At 41.4% G+C, this 23,880-nt stretch carries 20 protein-coding genes and 2 tRNA genes; 11 read left to right on the top strand and 11 right to left on the bottom strand.

Annotation, left to right across the window (positions count from 1 at the left end):
- Positions 1-698 precede the first annotated feature (698 nt).
- The 11 genes from BQ7997_RS11905 to ribD all read right to left on the bottom strand — a co-directional run bounded on the left by BQ7997_RS11905 (position 699) and on the right by ribD (position 12,599).
- Positions 699-1,754 (bottom strand): hypothetical protein, encoded by a 1,056-nt coding sequence (locus BQ7997_RS11905; RefSeq protein WP_073346667.1) that lies wholly within the window; start codon positions 1,752-1,754, stop codon positions 699-701.
- A 41-nt stretch (positions 1,755-1,795) separates the two neighbouring features.
- The gene (locus BQ7997_RS11900; RefSeq protein ID WP_073346665.1) at positions 1,796-2,824 is read right to left on the bottom strand and encodes a hypothetical protein; all 1,029 of its coding nucleotides are present in this window, start codon (positions 2,822-2,824) and stop codon (positions 1,796-1,798) included.
- 116 nt (positions 2,825-2,940) lie between these two features.
- Positions 2,941-4,023: a glutamate 5-kinase gene (gene proB / locus BQ7997_RS11895; protein WP_022137616.1), complete on the bottom strand. Its 1,083-nt coding sequence runs from the start codon at positions 4,021-4,023 to the stop codon at positions 2,941-2,943.
- A 94-nt stretch (positions 4,024-4,117) separates the two neighbouring features.
- Positions 4,118-4,351 (bottom strand): DUF2007-related protein, encoded by a 234-nt coding sequence (locus BQ7997_RS11890; protein ID WP_022137615.1) that lies wholly within the window; start codon positions 4,349-4,351, stop codon positions 4,118-4,120.
- Between the two features lie 75 nt (positions 4,352-4,426).
- The gene (gene murI / locus BQ7997_RS11885) at positions 4,427-5,269 is read right to left on the bottom strand and encodes a glutamate racemase (RefSeq protein ID WP_073346663.1); all 843 of its coding nucleotides are present in this window, start codon (positions 5,267-5,269) and stop codon (positions 4,427-4,429) included.
- A 109-nt stretch (positions 5,270-5,378) separates the two neighbouring features.
- On the bottom strand, positions 5,379-5,894 hold the full coding sequence (locus tag BQ7997_RS11880; RefSeq protein ID WP_022137613.1) for an OmpH/Skp family outer membrane protein: 516 nt from the start codon (positions 5,892-5,894) through the stop codon (positions 5,379-5,381).
- 57 nt (positions 5,895-5,951) lie between these two features.
- A complete protein-coding gene (locus BQ7997_RS11875) occupies positions 5,952-6,467 on the bottom strand; it encodes an OmpH/Skp family outer membrane protein (RefSeq protein WP_073346660.1) in 516 nt (171 codons plus the stop codon).
- Positions 6,468-6,490: 23 nt separating this feature from the next.
- On the bottom strand, positions 6,491-9,139 hold the full coding sequence (locus BQ7997_RS11870) for a BamA/OMP85 family outer membrane protein (protein WP_073346658.1): 2,649 nt from the start codon (positions 9,137-9,139) through the stop codon (positions 6,491-6,493).
- Positions 9,140-9,169: 30 nt separating this feature from the next.
- Entirely contained in the window at positions 9,170-9,904 is a 735-nt protein-coding gene (locus BQ7997_RS11865; protein WP_022137610.1) for an isoprenyl transferase, read from the bottom strand.
- Between the two features lie 27 nt (positions 9,905-9,931).
- On the bottom strand, positions 9,932-11,419 hold the full coding sequence (locus BQ7997_RS11860) for a BamI family beta-barrel-assembly machinery protein (protein ID WP_073346656.1): 1,488 nt from the start codon (positions 11,417-11,419) through the stop codon (positions 9,932-9,934).
- Positions 11,420-11,561: 142 nt separating this feature from the next.
- Positions 11,562-12,599, bottom strand: coding sequence for a bifunctional diaminohydroxyphosphoribosylaminopyrimidine deaminase/5-amino-6-(5-phosphoribosylamino)uracil reductase RibD (gene ribD, locus BQ7997_RS11855; RefSeq protein ID WP_073346654.1), 1,038 nt, complete (start codon positions 12,597-12,599; stop codon positions 11,562-11,564).
- A 54-nt stretch (positions 12,600-12,653) separates the two neighbouring features.
- Here ribD and prmC point away from each other — a divergent pair, with 54 nt between their 5' ends.
- From prmC to BQ7997_RS11800, 11 genes are all read left to right on the top strand, one after another.
- The gene (gene prmC, locus BQ7997_RS11850) at positions 12,654-13,490 is read left to right on the top strand and encodes a peptide chain release factor N(5)-glutamine methyltransferase (RefSeq protein ID WP_022137607.1); all 837 of its coding nucleotides are present in this window, start codon (positions 12,654-12,656) and stop codon (positions 13,488-13,490) included.
- Complete coding sequence (locus BQ7997_RS11845) at positions 13,487-13,969, top strand: regulatory protein RecX (RefSeq protein WP_073346652.1); 483 nt, start codon at positions 13,487-13,489, stop codon at positions 13,967-13,969. The genes prmC and BQ7997_RS11845 overlap by 4 nt, the downstream gene beginning before the upstream one ends.
- A gap of 78 nt (positions 13,970-14,047) precedes the next feature.
- The gene (gene pyrE, locus BQ7997_RS11840) at positions 14,048-14,686 is read left to right on the top strand and encodes an orotate phosphoribosyltransferase (RefSeq protein WP_044655089.1); all 639 of its coding nucleotides are present in this window, start codon (positions 14,048-14,050) and stop codon (positions 14,684-14,686) included.
- Between the two features lie 94 nt (positions 14,687-14,780).
- Positions 14,781-15,191 carry an SRPBCC family protein gene (locus tag BQ7997_RS11835; RefSeq protein ID WP_022137604.1) on the top strand — a complete coding sequence of 137 codons (411 nt, stop codon included), beginning with the start codon at positions 14,781-14,783 and terminating at the stop codon, positions 15,189-15,191.
- A 23-nt stretch (positions 15,192-15,214) separates the two neighbouring features.
- The gene (argH, locus tag BQ7997_RS11830) at positions 15,215-16,555 is read left to right on the top strand and encodes an argininosuccinate lyase (protein ID WP_022137603.1); all 1,341 of its coding nucleotides are present in this window, start codon (positions 15,215-15,217) and stop codon (positions 16,553-16,555) included.
- A gap of 93 nt (positions 16,556-16,648) precedes the next feature.
- Positions 16,649-16,721, top strand: a tRNA-Gly gene (locus BQ7997_RS11825).
- A 16-nt stretch (positions 16,722-16,737) separates the two neighbouring features.
- A tRNA-Leu gene (locus tag BQ7997_RS11820) sits at positions 16,738-16,821 on the top strand.
- Between the two features lie 270 nt (positions 16,822-17,091).
- The gene (locus tag BQ7997_RS11815) at positions 17,092-17,646 is read left to right on the top strand and encodes an RNA polymerase sigma-70 factor (protein ID WP_073346650.1); all 555 of its coding nucleotides are present in this window, start codon (positions 17,092-17,094) and stop codon (positions 17,644-17,646) included.
- Positions 17,647-17,703: 57 nt separating this feature from the next.
- Positions 17,704-18,687, top strand: coding sequence for a FecR family protein (locus tag BQ7997_RS11810; protein WP_073346648.1), 984 nt, complete (start codon positions 17,704-17,706; stop codon positions 18,685-18,687).
- Positions 18,688-18,849: 162 nt separating this feature from the next.
- Positions 18,850-22,179: a TonB-dependent receptor gene (locus BQ7997_RS11805; protein ID WP_073346646.1), complete on the top strand. Its 3,330-nt coding sequence runs from the start codon at positions 18,850-18,852 to the stop codon at positions 22,177-22,179.
- Positions 22,180-22,193: 14 nt separating this feature from the next.
- Entirely contained in the window at positions 22,194-23,843 is a 1,650-nt protein-coding gene (locus tag BQ7997_RS11800; RefSeq protein WP_073347376.1) for a SusD/RagB family nutrient-binding outer membrane lipoprotein, read from the top strand.
- Positions 23,844-23,880: the final 37 nt, after the last annotated feature.

Genomic DNA, 23,880 nt, shown 5'->3' with positions numbered 1-23,880 from the left:
ATAATGCTCTCTTTTAAATCAGAGTTTAAAATAGAATTGGAGAATATTTATGTTTCCTTCTTTCTCTTACAATGTGATTACAAAGTGAATATTTGCTGTCACCTGTCACAACTTTGCGTTTAAACCTTTGATTGCGAGTGAGTAAGGACGTGACAGCAGCATGTGACAGCACGGTGACAGCAGAAGTGGTGTCACCATTTCTCTTCTTTTTTCTTTCTTCTCTTCCTTTTCTCTTTCTTGAAAGTCGCAATCTGCATAGCTTTATGTTTTTTAACCGTAGGGGATATTCGTTTCATGCCTTTAAACTGTTGGTTTCATGGGATGAAACTAGAGTTTCACATGCTTGAAACCAAAGTTTCATACGCTTGAAACTCTAGTTTCAATTACTTGAAACAATTGTTTCCTTCGCTTGAAACTCTAGTTTCTTCGGTGCGAAACTAAAGTTTCAGGCAAGGAAACTAACTTGAAACTTGCTTTTAAAAGAGGAAGAAGAGGTGACAACAGAAATGCTGTCACCGTGTTGTCACATGTTGCTGTCACATCATTACTTATTCACAATCAAAGGTTTAAATGTAAAGATGTGACAGGTGACAGCAAAATTCCACTTTTAAATTCTCTAGTAGAGTAGCTGAAATTATATTTCAACTCATTTCCGCACTGGCTTGATTCGCTGAAACTATTTGTATGAAAGGTTATTATTAGAAATTATCCCCTTGCCATGGAAGGTCTTGTCCGGGATCTTCTCCCATTTCTCCTTCTTCTATTTCGATTCCTATATTGCCTGGTGTTCCTATATGGTCAATATTGGTTAATGCAATGCTGTGTATATAGTTCCTTTTAAAAGTAATGGTACTGTTGATTATTTGTTTTTCATCCTCTTCCGGATTCTTTTTCCAATAGACTGTTACTTTAATGTTTTCGGTCAAGTGCTGGTTAACGCCGGTAGGTATGTTTGCTGTCAGATTTTTCATGCTGACCATTTTCAACTCTGATTCAACTGTTTTGTGAATATCTCCACTCGCATCCAAATAAATACTTGGTGCATCGTCCAATTGTATTCTGAGCTGTCCGCTTTCCAAACCTGTTTGTTTGAACTTGACTCCGAAAAAACGGCGATAGAGCATAATCGGATTTTCCATTCCGTCTGTAACGTTCAACTTGTCTATTAGTCCATGATAACGTTCGATGAATGGGCGGCCACACTTGTCTTGCCCTTCGCTCTTTGTTTGTATTTTAGGGTTTTCGATATTGTATAAGAATTTAACTCCGTCTACTTGTTCGGCAGTAAGGAACTTATTCAAGCATTCTCCTTTGATTTTTCCGTTGCGCTCTAAATCGAATGGAGCTGCAAAACCGCCATCTTCCATTCGTATGGAATCCTTTGCGTTGGCTATCATGGAGCAGGATATGCGATACGTATATCCGTCGATGACCCTTATTTTTAAATTTTCAGAGTTCTTGGCTTTGTCTAATTGAAATATTCCATAGGCATATGGCTTTGAAGTCGGATTTGCTCCCTCTTTAGGTGTCATGGATATGGCGATTCCTACTATTGTTTTACTTTCATCAATTACAGACGACTTTGTGGAACGTGACATCGGCAATTCGGTAATAAGGTAGTCTCCGTCTAGTTTTAAGTTAAGTTCCGAATAAGTAGTGGGCGGCTCTTGATACAGATTTTTCTCTTCAATACATGACTGTAAGGTGAAAGCTGTGAATAGGCAGCCTGTAATCATAAGATGTTTGATTTTCATATGAATGTTTTTTAGTAGTTGTTCAACTTTGATGTGATTGATTATTTCCCGATTTCCTGTTCTGCTTCTTCCATTTCGGCGTTCTCACCGAAAGAGATGGTGGCATCATTTATGTATTTGTCTATCTTGGTTATTTTGACTATGTTCTTTTTGTTTCTTTTCATCTTAAGACCTTGGTCAGCGTATATGGTATACCATTCTTCTTCGTCAGCCGGCCGGTAGGTGATGGTGAACCCGATTGTCTCATCATCCTTTAGCCTTGCTGTATAATAATCTGATATGTCGTACATTGAAATGATTCGTTCTTCCGATTTTGATGTTCTGTCGGGAGAGTATAATAGATATAGCGGTGAAATATCAGTTGCTGTGATTTTGATAGAATCACCGGGATTTAACTCATTTGTGGTGAATTGTACCGAGTAATAGGCACGTTTTAATGAGATGGAAACGGAAGTGTTGGTACCCGGGGATAAGAAATCCATCTGCTGGCTGCCGAAAAAGCGCTTAACGGTGGGATGAGTACTTGTACTATCCTGTTTCATTTGCATTTCACCTTTGTATATATGTTGGTAGAATGACTGATTGATATTTAGAGGGTTAATTGAAATCAATAAGTCATTGGTGATACGTCCGTCCATTCCTTTTGAGGGGGAGCATGAGAAAGGAAGACCATAAAGAGGAATGTCATTTTCCACTTTGCAGTATGGGGCGTCTTTATAATCTAAGAAACTGCAATCAAACCGGTAGGTATATCCTTCGATTAATCCTATTTCCACTCTGTAAGGATCGTCGAAAAGGCCGGATGCATAAGGCTGAAAAGAAGTCAGGCTTTTTCCTTTCCAAAATACGTTGACTGCATATAATCCACCGGGTAGGCTGGAAGCAACCGAACGTCCTAATGGCTGCTCGTCCACTTCAAGAAAAGGGGCGATGTCCAGACTTACATTAAACTCTTTGCCGACAGGAAATAGCAGAGTTGAGTCTACTGTGGTTTCATTCCTATCACCCTCGCAGGAGGTGGTTAAGAAGATGAATATAGTAAGTGCAAAATGCCAATGTTTTAATAGCATGAGGTTATATTGTTTGTTTCAGGGAACAAATATACTGCTATTAATAATTTATTGCAAATAAAGTGTTTCGTATTTCTATGGGCAGTTTGTTTTATATCGTTCGGTTGATACTCTTTTTATTCGATATACAAATAATCATAGTGCACCACCGGCTTCTTTCCGTGTTTGCCAATGGCCTCTTGTGCCTGCTTTGAATCACAGTTTACTTTTCCTACGCCTATCTGGTTTCCCTGAAAGTCCATGATGCGTACGATATCGTCTTTTTCAAATTCTCCTTCGATATGGGTGATTCCAATCGGAAGTATGCTGACAGCTTTCTCTGAGTTTAGTACTTCCGTGGCGCATTCATTGATATGAATTTCTCCTTTTGCAAATCCCTCACTATGTGCAATCCATTTTTTGACACTGGATACCGGTTCTTTAGAAGGGATGAAACGTGTACAAAGTGTATTTTGGGGACGTTGCAGCAAGTCTACCAGAATATTGTCACGTTTCCCGTTGGCGATGATGACTGTAATTCCTTCATCGGCTACTTTACGGGCGATATTTGTTTTTGTCAACATGCCACCCCGACCGAAACTGGACTTGGATGCCTGGATATAGTTGGATAAATCTTTGCCATGACCGATTTCCTGAATGACGGAAGAATTGGGATCGGCAGGAGAACCATTATAAATGCCGTCGATATTGCTTAAAATGATAAGTGCTTGCGCATCCATCATGGAAGCGATGAGTCCGGACAGCTCGTCATTGTCCGTGAACATCAGCTCACTGACAGAAATGGTATCGTTTTCATTGACAATAGGAATGACGTTATTTTCGAGCATCACCGTCATGCAGTTCTTTTGATTCAGATAATGGCGGCGGGTGCCGAAATTCTCTTTCGTTGTCAGCACCTGACCGACAGCGATGCCGTGTTCACGAAATAGTTCGTAGTAGCGATTGATTAGTTTTGCCTGTCCGACGGCAGAAAATAGCTGACGCTGGTCTACACTGTCAAGTTTCTTTTGCGGGTGTATTTCGCTGCGTCCGGAAGCGACGGCTCCCGAAGAAACCATAATAATTTCCACACCGGATTTATGTAATTCCGCTATTTGGTCAACAAGTGCCGACATGCGGGTTACATCCAGCGTTCCATCGCGGCGTGCCAATACATTGCTTCCTACTTTTACTGCGATTCGTGTAAATTCCTGTTTCATCTTTGCTAACGATTTGAAAGCACAAATATAGGACTTTTTGTCGATATGTAACCAAAACAGGCTGAAAAGAATATCAAAGAAGGCCTGGAACGAATTAGTCGCTATCTTTCTCGTCCCGGCTTCTGATAAGTTCGGTGGCTGCCTCGTATTCTTCTTCGGTGACAAGGATAGAAACGGCAGGAGCGATGTAGGGAGCTAGTGTTCCCATAATTCCGTCTTTGATGACGCAACGGATATTATTACTCTCTAATAACCCTTTGATGATTTCGGCTTCCCATGGAGAACCGGAGAATACTTCTATTGACTTGCTATAATCTTCTTCTTTCATGATTGTATGGTATTAGGGTTGTTTTCTACAAATATAACAAAAAAGAAAGACAAAAGGTTATTCTTCTCTTAAAATTTATTCAAGTGTGATGTGTTTCACACTAATTTGTCGGTTTAGGAATGTAGACGCTGATTCGGAGAATTTCTCTTCCGCCTCTGTGGTGTAAAACTGGCAATTTCCGTTCTTTGTGCACTTTGCGTCCATTTCCGGATGTCTTCTCAAATAATCCTTCAGGCTTTCCGCTACATATTCTCCTTGTGAGATTACGCTGATGTCATTGGCAATGTATTGTCGGATTTTAGGAAGAAGGAGAGGGAAGTGGGTGCATCCGAGAATGACGGTGTCTATTTGTGGATCTTTTGAGAGTAGCTGGTCTATATATTTGCGGATGAAGTAATCGGCTCCATCGTTTTGTGATTCATTGTTTTCAACTAATGACACCCACATCGGGCATGCCACTCCGCTTACCTGAATATCCGGGAACAGCTTATGTATTTCCAAAGGGTAAGATTCGGATTTGATGGTACCTGCTGTTGCCAGTACACCGATATGCCGGTTCTTACTAATATCTCCGATACATTCTACGGTGGGACGAATCACGCCGAGCACACGGCGTGCCGGGTCAATTTTGGGTAAATCATTCATCTGAATGCTGCGTAGTGCCTTGGCGGAAGCTGTGTTGCAGGCCAATATGACCAAATGACAGCCCATGTCGAATAGTTTGTTGACAGCTTGCCGGGTGAACTCGTACACGACTTCAAAAGAGCGTGTCCCGTAAGGAGCACGTGCATTGTCGCCCAAGTAGATATAGTCATATTCAGGCAATGCTTCTCTTATCTTGTCCAGGATAGTCAGGCCACCGTAGCCGGAGTCGAACACTCCGATAGGGCCAGGTATATGCGATAGATGTTGATTCATGACAAACAGGATTTATATACGCAAATGTACACCAAAAAAAGCGAAAGCGAAAGAAGTTTAAACTTCTTTCGCTTTCGCTTTTAGTATTTCTTTCTCTTGGCGAGAAATCTTATTTGATACCCAGATTTGCTTTAACCTTATTGGTCAAGTTAATGCTTAGTGACTCGTTAACGTAAGGAATCGGAGTTCTTGCAAGGTCGAAGATGTAAACTACACCTTCAGCGGCACCTACAGCTTTGATAGCATTGTCCAACTTCTGATAGATAGGAGCCATTGCGTCATTCTGGGCTTTCGCCATTTGCTGCTGTGCATCCTGTTGGAATTGTTCTTGTCTCTGCATCATATCCTGCAACTCTTTCTGTCTTCTTTCCGCGATATTGGCCGGAAGAGAATCCTTAGCGATAGCTTGCTGGAATTCCTGATATTTCTTATTGAATTCTTCCTGAGTTCTTTGAAGTTCGGCAGTGAGTTGTTTTTCCAATGTTTGGATGTCGTTTTGTGCCTTAGTAAATTCAGGCATCACAGTGATAATCTCCTGTGCATTAATATGACCGAATTTCAGGTTCTGTGCAAATACACCCATTGGGAGTGCAAGCAACATTACAAGTGCGATTTTTTTTAGCATAGTTCTATAATTTATTTGAATGTTTTTTTAGTTATTTCCAGTTGCAAATGTATGAAATTAATTTGAATATCCTAATCTTCTTAGGATTTCATCACTAATATCTATACGTGGATTTGCAAAAATTATACCTGCAGCAGAGGCTCTGTCGACTACCATGTCATATCCATGCTGTTGCGATACAGCTTTCACTGCTTCATAGATGTCATCCTGAATCGGCGAAATCAGCTTCTCTCTCATCTTGGCTAATTCGCCTTCAGGGCCGAAATATTTGCGTTTCAGTTCGGCCGCTTCTTTTTCTTTGGCTACGATTTCATCCTCTTTCTTTGTCTTTTGGGCAGCAGATAGAGTGGATAATTTTGTCTGGTAATCCTGGAACATCTTTTGTGCTTCCTTTGCCAGAGTTTCTACTTCACCCTGATATTTCTTCGTAGCTTCTTGCATTTGCTCATTGGCGCTTTGAGCAGCCGGAATATTCTTCATAATATATTCCGTATCGATCAGTGCAAATTTTTGTGCGTTTGCTGCCATTCCGACGGCAAACAACAACATGATTAATAGAACAGACTTTCTCATGACGTTTAGTTTTTTGTGATACATTAGAATTCTTGTCCTAAGATAAAGTGGAATTGACTTCCGCCATATTGTTTAGAACCAAATACTTTATCGAAACCGTAACCCCAGTCGATACCCATCATACCAATCATCGGCAAGAAGATACGAACACCGACACCGGCAGAACGTTTCAACTCGAACGGATTGAATTTCTTGATATCATGCCATGCGTTACCTGCTTCTAGGAAACCTAACACATAAATGTTAGTACTTGTTTCCAGCATCAACGGATATCTTAATTCGATACCGAGACGTGCATAAGCATAACCTTCGGAACCGTATGGGGTCAATGAGCTGTTTTCGTAACCACGCAGAGCAATACTTTCTGTAGCATAGGTTGAATAACCGGTCATACCGTCGCCACCTACATCGAATGTACCGAACGGTGATTTCTTGTATTCGTTATAGTGGCCCAGCAAACCGAACTCTGTGCGTGTCATCAATACAAGACACTTGGGATGAGCAACCGGATCCATCAACGGAGTATATGTTTTTCCTTTGAATTTCCATTTGTGGTACTCTACCCATCTGTGAAGTTTATTCATGTTGTCCTGGGTAATGCTACCGTCTGATCTGTAATATCCTTTATAGTCCTTGCCATCCATCAACGAATACGGTGGAGTGAACTGAACTGACAATGAGAAATCGGAACCCGTACGCGGGAAGATCGGATTGTCAATAGAGTTACGTGCCAAAGTCAATGAGATACTGAGGTCATTACATTTACCGTTGGTTACCGGGAAATATTGCCAGTCGCTCAAGTTATAGCGTTGATAAGCCAACTCTGCAGAGAGTGTGAAATAGTCATCCGGCCATTTCAGACGTTTACCCCAACCTGCTGAAAGTCCCCACATCTTGATTGATTTGTCAGGGTCATAATAGTTTTCGTAGTTGTTGTAGTTGCCATAGTTATACATACCATAGCCACCGTAACCGCTATACATACTATTGTAATAGTTGTTGAAGTAACTGGAGTTATAGTAACGGCTGCTAATATCAGTCTGTACAGAGAAGAATGCCGATAAAGAGAATGAATTCGGGCGTTTTCCTCCAAACCAGGGGTCGAAGAATGAAATACTATATGATTGGTAGTATTTGGCATTCGTCTGTCCGCTGATGGTCAATGTTTGTCCGTCACCTTGCGGCAGGATACCACGATAGTTTTCACCCGGATGCAGCAAGTTGGCAACAGAGAAGTTGGTGAACTTCAGACTCAATTTACCGATAATACCGGTTTGCCCCCAACCGGCAGAGAATTCCACCTGGTCGTTTGCTTTGGATGTCAACGGCAAGCCTATGTCAACAGTTCCGTTCATTGGATCCGGTTGAATGTCCGGTTGCAGTTTTTCAGGGTCAAAGTGTCCCATCTGCTGGATTTCACGTAAAGAACGCATCAGGTCTTCCTTGCTGAACAGTTGTCCCGGACGAATACGAAGCTCACGACGAACAACGTTCTCATACAAACGGTCGTTACCGCTGATGTTGATCTTGTTGATAGTAGCCTGACGACCTTCATAGATTCTCATTTCGAGGTCGATAGAGTCACCGACAATATTAACTTCCACAGGGTCGAGGTTGTAGAACAGGTAACCGTTGTTATAATATAAGTTACCGATAGCATCATCATCCGTTGAAGTACGTTCACCTAGTAACTTTTGGTTATATACATCTCCCTTCTTCATGCGAAGTAAATAGTTCAACTGTTCGGAAGGGTAAAGGGTGTTACCTACCCAGGTTACATTGCGGAGATAATATTTCTGTCCTTCGTCTATGTTCAGATATACATTAACTGTCTTTTCATCGTATTGTGCGATGCTGTCTTTTGCGATCATGGCATCACGGTATCCCAACTCATTATACTTGTCGATGATAAGTTGCTTGTCTGCTTCGTAGTTCTCAGGCACGAATTTCTTTGTGCGGAACAAGTTGCGAAGTTTGCCTTTCTCATTGGTTTTCTTCATTACCCGTTTCAGCTTGGAAGCTTTGATGGCGGAGTTACCAACGATTTCGATAGCGTGAACTTTGATTTTTTCCTTTTTATCAATGTCGATGTCGACAATGACCTGATTCTCACTGGAAGGATCGTCTTTCTGTGAAATGATGACTTCTGCATTCTTAAATCCTTTATCGTCGAAGTAACGTTTGATCAATGTCTTGGCGCGGTCTACGGTATTCGGGGTAATCTGCATACCTTTTACCATACCTAATTTGCCTTCCAAATCAGTACGTTCGGACTTCTTGACACCATGATAACGTACGTCAGAGATACGTGGACGCTGTGTCAGACTGATCTTTAACCAGATTTTGTTGCCTTCCACTTTCTCGGCTGTGATTTGTACGTTTGAGAACAAGCCATGACGCCAATAACGTTTGATTGCTCCGGTGATTTCGTCACCCGGCACAGTGATTGTTTGTCCTACCGATAGTCCTGATAGTCCAATCAATACATAGTCTTCGTAATTCTTCACGCCTTCGACCTTTATGTCCGCTATCTCATACTTTTTGGGTGTTCCGGAGTATAAGATGACAGGTTTCGAGTCTTCATCAGTATTGGCATTTTGCGCAATACCTGTTGTCGCAAAGCAACACAGGCAGATAAACGTTATGAATAGATAGGAAATACGATAATGCATTTATGTTATAATTTGATGTTTCGAGTTATGTTAGCTGATTTGTTCACTGGTTTTGCCGAAGCGGCGCTCCCGTTGCTGATATTCGTAAATGGCTTTGTAGAATTCTTCTTTGTCGAAGTCCGGCCAAAAGGTATCACAAAAATAGAGCTCCGAATAAGCACATTGCCATAGCAGGTAGTTGCTTAGTCGGATTTCTCCTCCCGTACGGATTAATAAATCAGGGTCGGGCATAAATTTTGTTTCCAGATGAGATGCGATGCATTCATCTGTTATTTGTTCGGGAGATAGTTCTCCCTTTTTAACCTGTGTCGCTATTTGGCGGACTGCTTCAGTTATTTCCCAACGGGAAGAGTAACTAAGAGCCAATACCAGGCACATACCTGTATTCCCTGCCGTATGTTCTATGCATGATGCCAAACTTTTCTGAACTTCATCCGGTAATTTCTTGAAATCACCAATAATCTTGAAGCGAATATCGTTTTTCATCAGTGTCTCTTCTTCAATAGAATCTAGCAATAGATTCATCAGAGCCGCTACTTCTTCTTGCGGTCGATTCCAGTTCTCGGTAGAGAAGGTGTATAAAGTCAGATACTTCACTCCCAAGCGGGCTGCGTCTTCGATAATTTTCTGTACCGTTTCTGCGCCTGCACGGTGACCGTAAGTACGTTCTTCCCCTCGTTGCTTTGCCCATCGTCCGTTGCCGTCCATGATGATGGCTACGTGTTGGGGTATCCGAGTTTTGTCTATTTGTTCTATATAGGACATCTTCTTATTTTAAACGTATACGTTTTATTATTGACCGGCATGTTCTGGATCCAAGTCAAACCATAGCTGATTCAGACGACCACTCCACACTTCAGAGCCATAAGGGTAACTGTGTGTCTTGGTAGCTCTCGTAGTGTCTTCTTCGTCTTCAACTTCTTCTTCAAAGCTAGCCTCGCCCTTACTGAAAAGGATAAAGATATTATTATTTTCAGTATCAATTACAGAGGAATAAGTTTTTCTTCCTCTAAATTCAGGCTTTTCGGTACTTGGCTTAAAATCGGATTCACTCCAATCCTGATAGGGGAAATCGAATTTCTTATTTGCTTTTTTCCATGCGATACCTGCCTTGGAAACATAAAATGATTCGAAGTCTTCTCCGAAGATATAGAATTGGTCATTATAATACATGATAGAGGGACTTGTCAATGCAGGACAACTTGTGTCTACATTGTTTGGTGGCAGGGGAGTCCATATATCTCCCATATAACCCCAAGGAACAATAGTTTTAGTCTCTCCAACAGTCGGTTGTTCTTTGTATTCGCCAATAAGCATTATTGCATCAACTTTGGTCGATGTTGCATAAGTCGTATAAGAAATATTGCCAATCGGAAAATCGTCGGGTACTGCTTGAAGTTCTTTTTCTGCCCGTGACTCGATCTTTTCTGTTGAATCAAAGACTTTTTTGCTATCAACAGTCTTGATATATGTTATTTTATGACTTAAGGGAGCAAGTAGCAGATTTACGTATTCATTATTGAATAAATTAGATTCTGTCCATGTTGTTCCATCAGTAGACTCATAAACTTTTCCATTCTCTATCGTTGATGTTGCGTATAGCTTTTTATCATATGATAATATTGAAGTTGGAAGCGTATTATTAAATACATCACCGTCCACTTCACTTGAAGACCAAGATTTAGGATTGTCTTTTTGTGCACGATATACCTTAAGTTTACCACCCACAATAGAATAAGTCAGGATTTCATCAGCTAAAATAACAGATTTCAGTTCTTTTACTTGATTATCAAGTTCTGCATCATTAATGTTTCCCCAATATTTCCATCTCAACGAGTCCGGATCATGTTTATGTACTCGTACAGTAATAGTGTATTCTTTGGTTTTGCTATCGTTCATTTCAGCAAGACCTTCTGTAGACCATACTTTAATTTTAATCGGATTCCTAAGGTCTATGGAGTCGCTAATGTTGATAATTGAATCTTCATTGGCTTTATTCTTCATTGTGATGACTCCGGAAGCTGTAGTCAATGTCTTGATTAGAATCTTATCAATAATAGTATCAGCATGAACGGGAAGAGAATCCTCGTTATAGATTTCACCTTTTTGTTGGTCAATAGTGAATTTATAAGTTATTCCATATCCAATTGTGTCAAGTGCAAATGCATGTATAGTCGCATCCGGGCTATATTCGATGTTATTATCGTCATCAAGACATGACGTTATAACAAATGACACCATGAAAAAACTCGCAATGAATGATAAAAACTTTATTCTCATTTGAAAGATTGTGTTTATTTACAAGTTGCAAAAATAGAAACATTTTTTCCGATAAAGAACAATACCGGCAAGTTTTATATAAAATTATAGATAATAATACTGATTTTATCGACGTAAAACTCCCTGAGCAGGACTATTTTAGCTACGTTTGATGAATGTAATGCCAAATCTGTCTTTCGAAGTGTTCTTCTGTCGAGTAACTAAATTTATCGCTTATTTCAGGTGCTTTAACACCGGAATATAGCCTGCAGGGGCACTTCTCGATAAATGCTTCATCCCATAAGCCGTTATCAATGAAAGATTGCAGCAACTGACTTCCGCCTTCGACCAACAATGATTGTATCTTACGCTGATATAGCTCTTCCATAATCTGTATCAGTGGGTTATGGCTGAAATCAATCGTGATGTAGGTGATGTTTCTTTCTTCAGAACGTTCCTTCTCTGTAAAGATTAATGTCGGAATATCTCCGTCGAATATTTGTAAATCGTTTGGAAGGGATAAGCTACGGTCTAAAACGATACGTATCGGATTATGTCCATACCAATTGCGTACTGTTAGCGACGGGTTATCCAGTAAGGCTGTCCGTCGGCCTACCATGATGGCATCGGCTTCTGCCCTTTTCTTATGTACTAACATAGACGAGAGAGGAGAGGAAAGTATCATCGGCTTTCCGTTAGTACGTTCTATATCAATGAAGTGGTCAGCCGATTCTGCCCATTTCAATGTAATGAAAGGACGATGAAGTGTGTTGAAAGTAATAAAGCGACGAATCAAATGCCGGCATTCTTTTTCCAATACGCCAACTATCACTTCTCGTCCGGCATCCCGTAGCTTCTGGATACCTCGTCCGGCTACCTTTGAAAAAGGGTCTTGGCAGCCAATGACAATCCGCGGAATCTGTTTCTCAATAATCAAATCGGCGCAAGGTGGAGTTTTTCCATAATGTGAGCAAGGCTCCAGACTTACATAGATCGTGGAGCGTTGCAATAAAGATTCATCTTTGACGGAACGGATGGCATTGACTTCGGCATGTGCCTCTCCGCAACGAATGTGGTAGCCTTCGCCGATAATACGCCCGTCGCATACGATAACAGCCCCTACCATCGGATTGGGAGCAACATTGCATAACCCGTTCGCGGCGAGCTCAATGCAGCGTCTCATGTATTTTTCTTCTTCCATTTTGGTGCTCTTCGCTATATTATTCTTACTTTTGCACTCCGAAATTGTAAATATATGAATCGTATCACTAATTACATCCGCCAGTCCTTGCAGGATATTTATCCGCCGGAAGAGGTCAAAGCTCTTACAATGTTGATCTGTTGCGACATGTTATGTTTGGATGCGCTTGATATTTACCTCGGCAAAGATATGATTTTATCCGAATGCAAAGAGCGTGAATTAGAAAACATTATATTCCGTTTACAGAAAAATGAGCCGATACAGTACATTCGTGGCTTTGCGGAGTTTGATGGAAGAAGATTCAAAGTGGCTCCCGGTGTGTTGATTCCACGTCCCGAGACGGTGGAACTGGTAGAACTAGTGGCTCGGGAGAATGCGAGTGCCCGCCGTTTATTAGATATAGGTACGGGAAGCGGATGCATTGCAATTTCTTTGGATAAGAAACTGCCGGAAGCGGAAGTGGAAGCTTGGGACATTTCGGAAGATGCGTTGGCAATTGCCCGTGAGAATAATAAGGAATTAGCGGCAGATGTCACGTTTCTGCAAAGAGATGTTTTATCAGATGATTGGAAGAAAGCGCCTTCTTTTGATGTAATAGTCAGTAACCCGCCTTATGTGACCGAAGCGGAAAAGAAGGATATGGATGCCAACGTGCTTGATTGGGAACCGGAGCTCGCTTTGTTTGTTCCTGATGATGACCCGTTGCGGTTTTATCGCAGAATCGCTGATTTAGGACGTGAATTACTTTTGCCGGATGGCAAACTTTATTTTGAAATAAACCAGGCTTATGGCCGGGAAACAGCACACATACTTGAAATGAACCAATATCATGATGTTCGTGTTATAAGAGACATATTTGGAAAAGAAAGAATAGTTACAGCTAACCGATGAGTGCACAATTAACAGATGAAGAGGCTTTGAATCGAGTAGCCTCTTATTGCTCCACTGCCGAGCATTGCCGGGCAGAAATAAATGAGAAGTTACAACGTTGGGGAATTGCCTATGATACCATTGCGCGTATTCTTGACCGACTGGAAGCGGAGAAGTTTATTGATGATGAACGTTTCTGCAGGGCTTTCGTGAAAGATAAGTTCCGTTTTTCCAAGTGGGGGAAGATGAAAATAGCCCAGGGACTTTATATGAAGCGGATTCCTTCTGATATAGCATGGCGTTATCTGAATGAGATTGATGATGACGAATATCTTTCCATTCTGCGTGATCTCCTGGCTTCCAAGCGGAAAAGTATTCATGCACAGGATGAGTATGAATTGAACGGAAAACTGATGCGGTTTGCCATGAGCCGTGGATTTGAACTGAAAGATATCAAGCGTTGTATTGACATTCCCGATGAAGAGGAACAGATTGACTGAAAAAATAAACGGATTCTTCTTTTTATTCTCGTTCAAATTCTGTACTTTTGCGGCAAATAATTAATAGTTAGTTTAGTTATGAAAAACTTAGAGAGACTATTTGCGGAGAAACTGTTGAAGATTAAGGCTATTAAGCTTCAACCCGCTAACCCTTTCACATGGGCTTCTGGATGGAAATCCCCCTTTTACTGTGATAACCGTAAAACTCTGTCCTATCCTTCTCTTCGTAATTTTGTGAAGATTGAAATTACACGTCTGATATTGGAACGATTCGGACAGGTGGATGCGATTGCAGGTGTGGCGACTGGTGCTATCCCGCAGGGAGCTTTGGTAGCTGATGCATTGAATTTACCGTTCGTGTATGTTCGTTCTACCCCGAAAGACCATGGATTGGAAAACCTGATTGAAGGTGAGCTTCGTCCGGGTATGAAAGTTGTTGTTGTAGAAGATTTGATTTCTACCGGTGGTAGTAGTTTGAAGGCTGTGGAGGCAATTCGTCGTGATGGTTGCGAAGTGATTGGTATGGTTGCGGCTTATACTTACGGATTCCCGGTTGCTGAAGAGGCATTCAAGAGTGCCAAAGTAACTTTGGTGACATTGACTAATTATGAAGCTGTGCTTGACGTGGCTCTTCGCACTGGTTATATCGAAGAAGAAGACATACAGACATTGAACGAATGGCGTAAAGACCCCGCTCATTGGGATGCTGGAAAATAAGGACTTTGTTTTAATCAGACATATTTGTAAAAAGAACTATTCGGACATGAATTGGCCGGGTTGTTCTTTTTTTGTTTTATACTAAAAGAAAATTATGAGTAATTTTGAAAGCAGTGTTAAGGTAATACCTTATAGCCAGGAACGCGTATATAGTAAACTTTCAGATTTGAGTAATCTGGAAGCAATCAAAGATCGTCTGCCGCAGGATAAGGTGCAGGATTTGAGTTTTGATTCGGATACATTGAGCTTTAGTGTTTCACCTATTGGGCAACTGACACTGCAAATTGTTGAACGTGAACCATCTAAATGTATAAAGTTGGCAACAACTAACTCTCCGATTCCTTTTAATATGTGGATTCAGTTGGTCGCAACGGGAGAAGAAGAATGTAAAGTGAAGGTAACTATTGGAATGGATATTAATCCGTTCATGAAAGCGATGGTGCAGAAGCCGCTTCAGGAAGGTCTGGAAAAGATGGTTGAAATGTTGGCGGTTATTAATTATTAAACCTTGCATTATTAAGGAAGCTTATGGCACAGAAACTTTGGGAGAAATCCGTACAGGTGAATAAAGATATCGAACGTTTCACGGTTGGTCGTGACCGCGAGATGGATCTTTATCTGGCTAAGCACGATGTGCTTGGTTCTATGGCTCACATTACGATGCTCGAAAGCATTGGCTTGTTGACAAAGGAAGAACTGGAACAGTTGCTGGCTGAATTGAAGAATATTTATGCTTCGGCTGAAAAGGGTGAATTTGTGATAGAAGACGGAGTGGAAGATGTACATTCTCAAGTGGAATTGATGTTAACCCGTCGTTTGGGAGATATAGGAAAGAAAATACATAGCGGCCGTTCGCGGAATGATCAGGTGTTACTGGACTTGAAACTTTTTACTCGTACACAAATTAAAGAAATAGCCGAAGCAGTTGAACAGCTCTTCCATGTGTTGGCTCGTCAGAGTGAGCGATATAAAAATGTATTGATGCCGGGGTATACCCATTTGCAGATTGCCATGCCCTCTTCTTTCGGATTATGGTTTGGTGCCTACGCCGAAAGTTTGGTAGATGATATGCTGTTTTTGCAGGCTGCATTCAAAATGTGCAACCGCAACCCGTTGGGATCTGCTGCCGGCTATGGTTCATCATTCCCGTTGAACCGTACGATGACGACAGAGTTACTCGGCTTCGATTCTATGAACTACAATGTAGTGTATGCGCAAATGGGACGCGGAAAACTGGAACGCAATGTTGCCTTTGCATTGGCTACGATTGCCGGCACAATTTCCAAACTTGCTTTCGATGCCTGTATGTTCAATAGTCAGAACTTTGGTTTTGTGAAGTTACCGGACGATTGTACTACGGGATCCAGTATTATGCCTCATAAGAAGAATCCGGATGTATTTGAACTCACACGTGCCAAGTGCAACAAACTGCAATCACTTCCTCAACAAATTATGATGATTGCCAATAATCTGCCTTCCGGTTATTTCCGTGATTTGCAGATTATCAAAGAAGTTTTCCTGCCGGCTTTTCAAGAACTGAAAGACTGCTTGCAGATGACAACCTACATCATGAATGAGATCAAAGTAAATGAGCATATTCTCGATGATGATAAATATCTGCTTATTTTTAGTGTGGAAGAGGTGAATCGTCTGGCGCGTGAAGGCATGCCTTTCCGTGATGCATATAAAAAGGTAGGTCTGGATATTGAAGCAGGTAAGTTCTCGCATGATAAAGAAGTTCATCACACCCATGAAGGAAGCATCGGCAACCTTTGCAATGCGGAGATTTCCGCTCTGATGCAACAAGTCGTTGATGGATTTAACTTCTGTGGAATGGAGAAGGCGGAAAAAACGTTGCTTGGAAGATAAAATAAACTTTCGAAGGATAGTTTTTAAAACTTTCCTTCGAAAAGATTTGGCAGAAACAAGTAAACTACTTATCTTTGCACCCGTTGAAAAAATGCGGAAATAGCTCAGTTGGTAGAGCATAACCTTGCCAAGGTTAGGGTCGCGAGTTCGAGTCTCGTTTTCCGCTCTTTCTTTGAAAGGATGCTCGAATGGTGGAATGGTAGACACGAAGGACTTAAAATCCTTTGGCCATTGCGGCTGTGCGGGTTCAAGTCCCGCTTCGAGTACGAGTATTCTTTAGAGGCTTTATGAATCATTGATTCATAGAGCCTTTTTTTTTTAATGGGTGTACTATGTACGTTTGATTTGTTTTCATAATAAGGTGCAATATTAGGTGTGCTTGGGAAAACATATCAAAATAAAGTTCTATTATTTTTTTATTGTGTTATTAATCTTTTATTTTGCTTTTAGATTATGACCTGATATTATACTAATACTCTTTGCCCCTTTATATTGGGATAATTGATTTTATTGTTAACACTGGAAATACTAGAGAGATGGAAAATGACGATAGGCAGATCGAATTAAAATTTCAGAAGTTTTTTACAGCTAACTTTCCTAAAGTGAAAAACTTTGCTCAGATGCTTCTTAAATCAGAAGCAGAGGCGGAAGATGTGGCTCAAGATGTTTTCTGTAAACTTTGGTTGCAGCCTGAAATATGGTTGGATACTGACAAGGACTTGGATAACTATCTTTTTATACTGACCAGGAATATTGTTTTGAATATCTTCAAACATCAACAAATAGAGCAGGAATATCAGGATGAAGTTGTCGAAAGGACTTTTCTTTATGAGTTGACTGAGAAAGAGGAGATTTTGAATAACGTATATTATAAGGAAATGCTGATGATTGTTCAGCTAACTCTGGAGAAAATGCCGAAGCGACGAAGGTTGATATTTAAACTTAGCCGTTTCAAGGGGCTAAGCCATAAGGAAATTGCTGATAAACTCGATGTCTCGATCCGTACAATAGAGCATCAGGTTTATCTGGCATTAATAGAATTAAAGAAGATACTTGTCTTATTTATTTTTTTCTCAAATATTTTTAAGTAGTCTGTGCGGAGTAGTTGTATTTAGTATATAAAGCCCAAAAAAGAAAGAAAAAGGTTTATGAAAAACTATATTCAACAACTCGTAGAATTATTCGGAAACAATGATTATTCGGCCGGTACGCGAACGAAAGTTCAACGATGGCTGGCTGACGAAGAGCATGTTGACGAAAAAAATGGAGCACTCCGTATGCTTTGGAAACAGGCAGGGGAACGGGGAGTTCCCAATGGAATGCAACAATCAATACGCCAAATGCAACAGAATATAGGAGTAAAGCCTGTTTCTCATAAGAATTATCAGCTATTTGTATGGAGAGCGGCGGCTATTCTTTTACTGGCTGTATCATCTGTTTCTGTTTATCTGATGTTGGAAAAAGAACGACCTGTAAAAGATTTGGTGGAGTGTTATATTCCAACGGCAGAGATTCATGAACTTACCTTGCCTGACGGCACGCATGTCATGCTGAATTCAAAAAGTACCTTATTATATCCGGAACAGTTCAGCGGAAAGACGAGGAGTGTATATTTGATAGGTGAAGCTAATTTTAAAGTGAAACCGGATAAGAAACATCCTTTTATTGTAAAAGCGAACGATTATCAAGTCACAGCCTTAGGGACAGAATTTAATGTAAATGCTTATCCGGAAAGTAATGAATTGGTCGCCACTTTGCTGGAAGGTAGTGTGAAAGTAGAATTCAACAACCTGATATCTAATGTTATTCTAAAGCCTAATGAACAATTGATATATAACAAGCATACAAAAGAACATAACCTGCGATTGCCGGAAATAGATGATGTGACAGCATGGCAACGTGGAGAATTGGTCTTTAGCAATATGCATCTGGAAGATATTTTCACAAGTTTGGAGCGTAAATTCCCTTACGCCTTTGTTTATAGTCTTCATAGTATGAAGAAGAATACCTATAGTTTCCGTTTCCAGAATCAAGCAAGTCTGGGAGAAATTATGGGGATTATATCACAGGTGGTAGGGGATGTAAACTATGTTATCAAAGGAAATAAATGCTATGTAACCAATAAAAAATAAACCTGTTGTAAAACCTATTTAAATTAGAAATACTATGTAAAAAAGTATCCGGAAGGAATGCCCGTTCCTTCCGGATGTGAAATCAAGTTCTCCTTAATATTAGCGTGTATTGACGCTATTCTGAATGATCCTAGAATAATAACCAATTAACTAATACTAAAGATGCTACAAATTTACGAAAAAATAGCAGAACAAATAGCTCAAAAGCGAGGCTTTCTCACTTTTTTAAGTCTTTTGTTACTAACATCTACCCTTGCTTTTGCTCAAAGTGGTAATAAAATTACTATTCAGCAGAAGAACATCACTGTGATTGATGCTTTGAAAACTGTGGAAAAACAGTCGAAAATGTCTATTAACTACAGTGACTCCGAATTGAAAGGAAAAGAAATAGCAAATCTTAATTTGCAAAATGTTGCTGTGCCGGCGGCACTTGATATAATCTTGAAAGGAACTGGTTTCGCCTATCAAATTCAAGGTAATTATATTATAATCACTGAAAAGAAACCTGCAGTTGCAACACAAACTATGAAGGATATCAAAGGAAAAGTTGTTGATGAGAGCGGTGAACCACTGATTGGAGTTAATATCTCAGTGGATGGCAATTCGACCGGTACAATCACCGATTTTGATGGAAACTTTGCAATAAAAGCTTCAGACAACTCTACTTTGAAAGTATCTTATATAGGATATGCTACTCAAATGGTAACTGTTTCCAAAAAAGATTTTTATCCGATTACCATGAAGCAGGATACGGAGGTGCTAGATGAGGTGGTTGTTACTGCATTGGGTATCAAACGTGCAGAAAAAGCTTTGTCCTATAATGTGCAACAAGTGAAAGGAGATGCCCTTACTACGGTGAAAGATGCCAACTTTGTTAATTCGCTGAATGGTAAGATTGCCGGTGTGACTATCAACAAGAGTTCTACTGGTGTGGGTGGGGCTGCGCGCGTGGTAATGCGTGGTGCTAAATCCATTGAAGGTAACAATAATGCCTTATATGTAGTAGATGGTATTCCTTTGTTTAATACAAATATGGGAAACACGGACAGCGGAATAATGGGTGAAGGGAAGGCCGGAACGGAAGGTATTGCCGATTTCAACCCCGAAGATATCGAAAGTCTTTCCGTATTGAGCGGACCGTCTGCGGCTGCTTTGTACGGTAGTAATGCTGCCAATGGTGTGATTCTGATTACTACCAAGAAAGGCAAAGAAGGGAAAATGCAACTCTCGTTCTCCTCTTCATCCGAATTTAGCAAAGCATACATGACGCCGGAATTTCAGAATACGTATGGTAACAAGAAGGAAATGTACGAAAGTTGGGGTGAAAAGTTGCTTATTCCCACAAGTTACGACCCCAAGAAGGATTTCTTTAACACCGGAACCAATTTTATCAACTCGGTCACATTGACCACTGGTACGAAAGCGAATCAGACTTTTGCTTCCATCTCTTCAACCAATTCGAAGGGTATCGTGCCGAACAATAAATATGAACGTCTGAACTTAACTTTCCGCAATACGGCGACTTTTTTTAACGACAAATTGCAACTCGACTTGGGAGCATCGTATGTGAAGCAAAAAGATAAGAACATGGTGTCGCAAGGACAATATTGGAATCCTGTGATGGCTGCTTACTTGTTCCCTCGAGGAGAAAATTTTGAAGAAATCAAAACCTTCGAACGTATGGACGAAAGCCGTAAACTTCCGGTACAATACTGGCCTGTGGCAGATCCGGTATATGCTTCACAGAATCCATATTGGACTGCTTACCGTAATGTGGCTACTAACGAGAAAAGTCGTTATATGTTCAACGTAGGGTTGACTTATAAGATTACCGACTGGCTGAATGCAGCGGCACGTTTCAGAATGGACGACACACACGTGCGTTTCGAACGCAAGATTTATGCATCTTCCGACCAAAAGTTTGCAGAAGGAACGAAAGGGCACTACGGATACAGCAACTATGAAGACCGCCAAGAATATGCTGATTTCATGTTGAATTTCAACAAGCATATTAATGATTTCAGCATCGCTGCCAATGCAGGTTGGAACTATTCCAACTATTGGGCGCTTGAAAGAGGCTATAAAGGAACCCTTCTTGGTGTGCCCAACAAATTTGCGGCGTCTAATATCGACCCCGTTAACGGGCGTATCTCGGAAGACGGTGGTGATAGCCGTGTGCGCAACCATGCTATTTTTGCTAATATTGAATTGGGTTGGCGAAGCATGCTTTACTTGACATTGACTGGGCGCAACGACTGGAACTCCCGTTTGGTAAATACCGATGAAGAATCGTTCTTCTATCCTTCTATCGGTCTGTCGGGTATTATTTCCGAGATGGCGAAACTTCCTGAGTTTATTTCTTATCTGAAAGTTCGTGGTTCATATACAGAAGTCGGCGCTCCTGTTTCCCGTTCGGGATTGACTCCGGGAACGGTGACTACTCCTATTGTCGGTGGTGCATTGAATCCTACTGGTATCTATCCGTTCACTGATTTCAAAGCCGAACGTACGAAGTCATACGAATTTGGATTAAGCTTGAAACTTTGGAACAAACTGAGTGCCGAAGTGACCTATTATCACTCAAATACATACAACCAAACGTTCTTGGGAAATTTGCCCGGATATACCGGATACAAGAAAATCTACTTGCAGGCAGGCGATGTTGAAAACCGTGGATGGGAAGCATCGCTGGGTTATTCCGACCAGTTCAAATGCGGATTGGGCATATCTTCTACGCTGACTTTCTCGCGCAACATCAACGAAATCAAAGAGATGGTGGAAAACTACCATACCAATTTAATGGAAGCACCGATTAATATTCCCGAAGTGTTGAAAGATAACGGTCGCGTCATCTTGAAAGAAGGCGGAAGCATTCACGACATCTATGCCAATACCTTCTTCAAGAAAGACCACCTTGGCTACGTCGAAGTGAAGAGTGACGGAACGTTCGGTATGGAAAGAGGCGAACCAGTCTACTTGGGCAGGACTTCTCCTGATTTCAATATGGGATGGAGCAATCTGTTGACCTACAAAGGTTTCGGACTCGGTTTCCAGATAAACGGACGCTTCGGCGGCGTGGTGACTTCTTCTACGGAAGCATTGCTCGACCGTTTCGGGGTGTCTAAGCGCTCGGCGGAAGCCCGCGAAGCTGGTGGCGCTTTGTTGAAAGGACAAGGCTTGGTGGATGCCAAGGCTTATTATCAGATGATTGGTACTGGCGGTTATGAAACTTCTGGTTACTATGTTTACAGTGCTACCAACATCCGTTTGCAAGAACTGACCTTGAGCTACACGATGCCCAATAAATGGTTTGGTAATGTTTTGCGGGATGTCACCATGTCGTTTATCGCCAACAACCCTTGGATGCTCTACTGCAAAGCGCCGTTTGACCCCGAACTGACGCCGTCCACCAGCACCTACGGTCAAGGAAATGACTACTTTATGCAACCGAGTGTTCGTAGCTTCGGTTTTGGTATTAAATTTAAATTATAATGACCTCCTTTATCATGAAAAAGATACATCAATATAAACTTTTGGCAGGAATATGCGTCATGTCGCTGTTCGCCTCATGCAATTTTGAAGAAATCAATACCAATCCCTTCGAGATGTCCGAAGGAGAGGGCGCGATGGACGGTTTTGAAGTAGGTGGTTTGGTGACAGCCATGCAGCGAACGGTGATTCCTGTCGGTACGCAAGCGGACGATACTGACGTGATTAATGCCTATCAGATTGCTTATCATCTGTCTGGTGACTGCTGGAGCGGCTTTTTTGGCGAAAACAATAGTAGCGGATGGAATTCGGGCAACAACAATACCACCTATTTCCTAATAGACAATTGGGTGAAAGAGACCTATACGCAATCGTATACCAACGTACTCGACCCGTGGAAGAAACTGAAGATGGCGGCAGAGAAGAACAATACGCCCGAAGTTTTCGCATTGGCTCAAATTCTGAAAATATCCGCTTGGCACAAAACACTTGAAAGTTTCGGACCGATGCCTTATTCTCATGCTGCGGATGCCAGCATGAATATACCGTTTGATGCGGAGAAGGATATATATGAAGCCATGTTCAATGATTTGACCGAAGCAATTGCCATTATGACCGAAAAGTCGGAGAATGGTGTAAATGTGATGGGAACTTACGATGCAGTGTATGCAGGTAACGCTACCAAGTGGGTGAAATATGCCAATTCTCTGATGCTTCGTTTGGCTATGCGTGTCCGTTTTGCCGATGAGCAATTGGCTAAGAAGTACGCTGTGCAGGCAGTGAAACACTCTGTCGGTGTGATGACTGCTAAAGATGATGCGGCTCAGATGAGCCAGGGAGCAGGTATGACCTTCCGCAATAATATTGAGTGGCTTGCCGGAAATTATAACGAAGCTCGCATGGGTTCGTCCATGTTCTCTTATCTTATGGGATATAAGGATCCTCGTCTGAGCGCCTATTTCTTGCCGGTGAGCGACAAGTGTAATTATGGAGTGGAAGCTTACGATGGAAACAAATACCAAGCCGTTCCTCCCGGACATACGCATGGACAGAACTCGGATTACGAATCGTTCTCCAAACCGAACATTCAGAGTGGTACTCCTACTTATTGGTTGCGTGCATCGGAAGTATACTTTCTACGTTCTGAAGCAGCTTTGGTATGGGGTGGCGAATTTGGCACTGCCGATGCACTGTATAAGCAGGGGATAGAAATGTCGTTCCAGGAGAATGGCGTCTCTGCTTCAGCAGATGATTATATGAATACAGGTTTGATTCCGACTGCCCATCAGGTCGGTGGATGGAATTACAATTATTCAGCTGCAGCGCCGTGCAATACGACCGTCAAATTCGAAGGTTCCAATGAAGAAAAGTTGGAAAAAATCATGATTCAGAAATGGATTGCTCTATTTCCAAATGGGCAGGAAGCTTGGACGGAGTGGAGGAGAACCGGCTATCCGAAGTTGAATCCTATCAAGACGTTGCGCGGGCAGTCGCAAGGTGCAACTATTGAAGGAGGTGTCCGTCGTATGATATATCCTACAAGCTTTTATCAAACGAAAGAAGGAGAGGATATCTATAGAGCAGCTTTGGAATTGTTAAAAGATCGCGCTGGCAATCCTGAGAATATAGATATGTCTTCTACCCGTTTGTGGTGGGATTGCAAGTGATAAACTATGAATTGTTATTTTTTATATAGATGAAACA

This window comes from Bacteroides congonensis (assembly GCF_900130125.1).
In the GTDB taxonomy this organism is placed as follows: Bacteria; Bacteroidota; Bacteroidia; order Bacteroidales; family Bacteroidaceae; genus Bacteroides; species Bacteroides congonensis.
The sequence above is the reverse complement of the archived record's forward strand: the minus strand, read 5'-3'. Positions and strand labels throughout refer to the sequence as shown.

What these genes read in the sequence shown, in the direction of transcription:
- BQ7997_RS11905 (WP_073346667.1), bottom strand. Translation starts at nt 1,754, where the DNA reads ATGAAAATCAAACATCTTATGATTACAGGCTGCCTATTCACAGCTTTC.
- BQ7997_RS11900 (WP_073346665.1), bottom strand. Translation starts at nt 2,824, where the DNA reads ATGCTATTAAAACATTGGCATTTTGCACTTACTATATTCATCTTCTTA.
- proB (WP_022137616.1), bottom strand. Translation starts at nt 4,023, where the DNA reads ATGAAACAGGAATTTACACGAATCGCAGTAAAAGTAGGAAGCAATGTA.
- BQ7997_RS11890 (WP_022137615.1), bottom strand. Translation starts at nt 4,351, where the DNA reads ATGAAAGAAGAAGATTATAGCAAGTCAATAGAAGTATTCTCCGGTTCT.
- murI (WP_073346663.1), bottom strand. Translation starts at nt 5,269, where the DNA reads ATGAATCAACATCTATCGCATATACCTGGCCCTATCGGAGTGTTCGAC.
- BQ7997_RS11880 (WP_022137613.1), bottom strand. Translation starts at nt 5,894, where the DNA reads ATGCTAAAAAAAATCGCACTTGTAATGTTGCTTGCACTCCCAATGGGT.
- BQ7997_RS11875 (WP_073346660.1), bottom strand. Translation starts at nt 6,467, where the DNA reads ATGAGAAAGTCTGTTCTATTAATCATGTTGTTGTTTGCCGTCGGAATG.
- BQ7997_RS11870 (WP_073346658.1), bottom strand. Translation starts at nt 9,139, where the DNA reads ATGCATTATCGTATTTCCTATCTATTCATAACGTTTATCTGCCTGTGT.
- BQ7997_RS11865 (WP_022137610.1), bottom strand. Translation starts at nt 9,904, where the DNA reads ATGTCCTATATAGAACAAATAGACAAAACTCGGATACCCCAACACGTA.
- BQ7997_RS11860 (WP_073346656.1), bottom strand. Translation starts at nt 11,419, where the DNA reads ATGAGAATAAAGTTTTTATCATTCATTGCGAGTTTTTTCATGGTGTCA.
- ribD (WP_073346654.1), bottom strand. Translation starts at nt 12,599, where the DNA reads ATGGAAGAAGAAAAATACATGAGACGCTGCATTGAGCTCGCCGCGAAC.
- prmC (WP_022137607.1), top strand. Translation starts at nt 12,654, where the DNA reads ATGAATCGTATCACTAATTACATCCGCCAGTCCTTGCAGGATATTTAT.
- BQ7997_RS11845 (WP_073346652.1), top strand. Translation starts at nt 13,487, where the DNA reads ATGAGTGCACAATTAACAGATGAAGAGGCTTTGAATCGAGTAGCCTCT.
- pyrE (WP_044655089.1), top strand. Translation starts at nt 14,048, where the DNA reads ATGAAAAACTTAGAGAGACTATTTGCGGAGAAACTGTTGAAGATTAAG.
- BQ7997_RS11835 (WP_022137604.1), top strand. Translation starts at nt 14,781, where the DNA reads ATGAGTAATTTTGAAAGCAGTGTTAAGGTAATACCTTATAGCCAGGAA.
- argH (WP_022137603.1), top strand. Translation starts at nt 15,215, where the DNA reads ATGGCACAGAAACTTTGGGAGAAATCCGTACAGGTGAATAAAGATATC.
- BQ7997_RS11815 (WP_073346650.1), top strand. Translation starts at nt 17,092, where the DNA reads ATGGAAAATGACGATAGGCAGATCGAATTAAAATTTCAGAAGTTTTTT.
- BQ7997_RS11810 (WP_073346648.1), top strand. Translation starts at nt 17,704, where the DNA reads ATGAAAAACTATATTCAACAACTCGTAGAATTATTCGGAAACAATGAT.
- BQ7997_RS11805 (WP_073346646.1), top strand. Translation starts at nt 18,850, where the DNA reads ATGCTACAAATTTACGAAAAAATAGCAGAACAAATAGCTCAAAAGCGA.
- BQ7997_RS11800 (WP_073347376.1), top strand. Translation starts at nt 22,194, where the DNA reads ATGAAAAAGATACATCAATATAAACTTTTGGCAGGAATATGCGTCATG.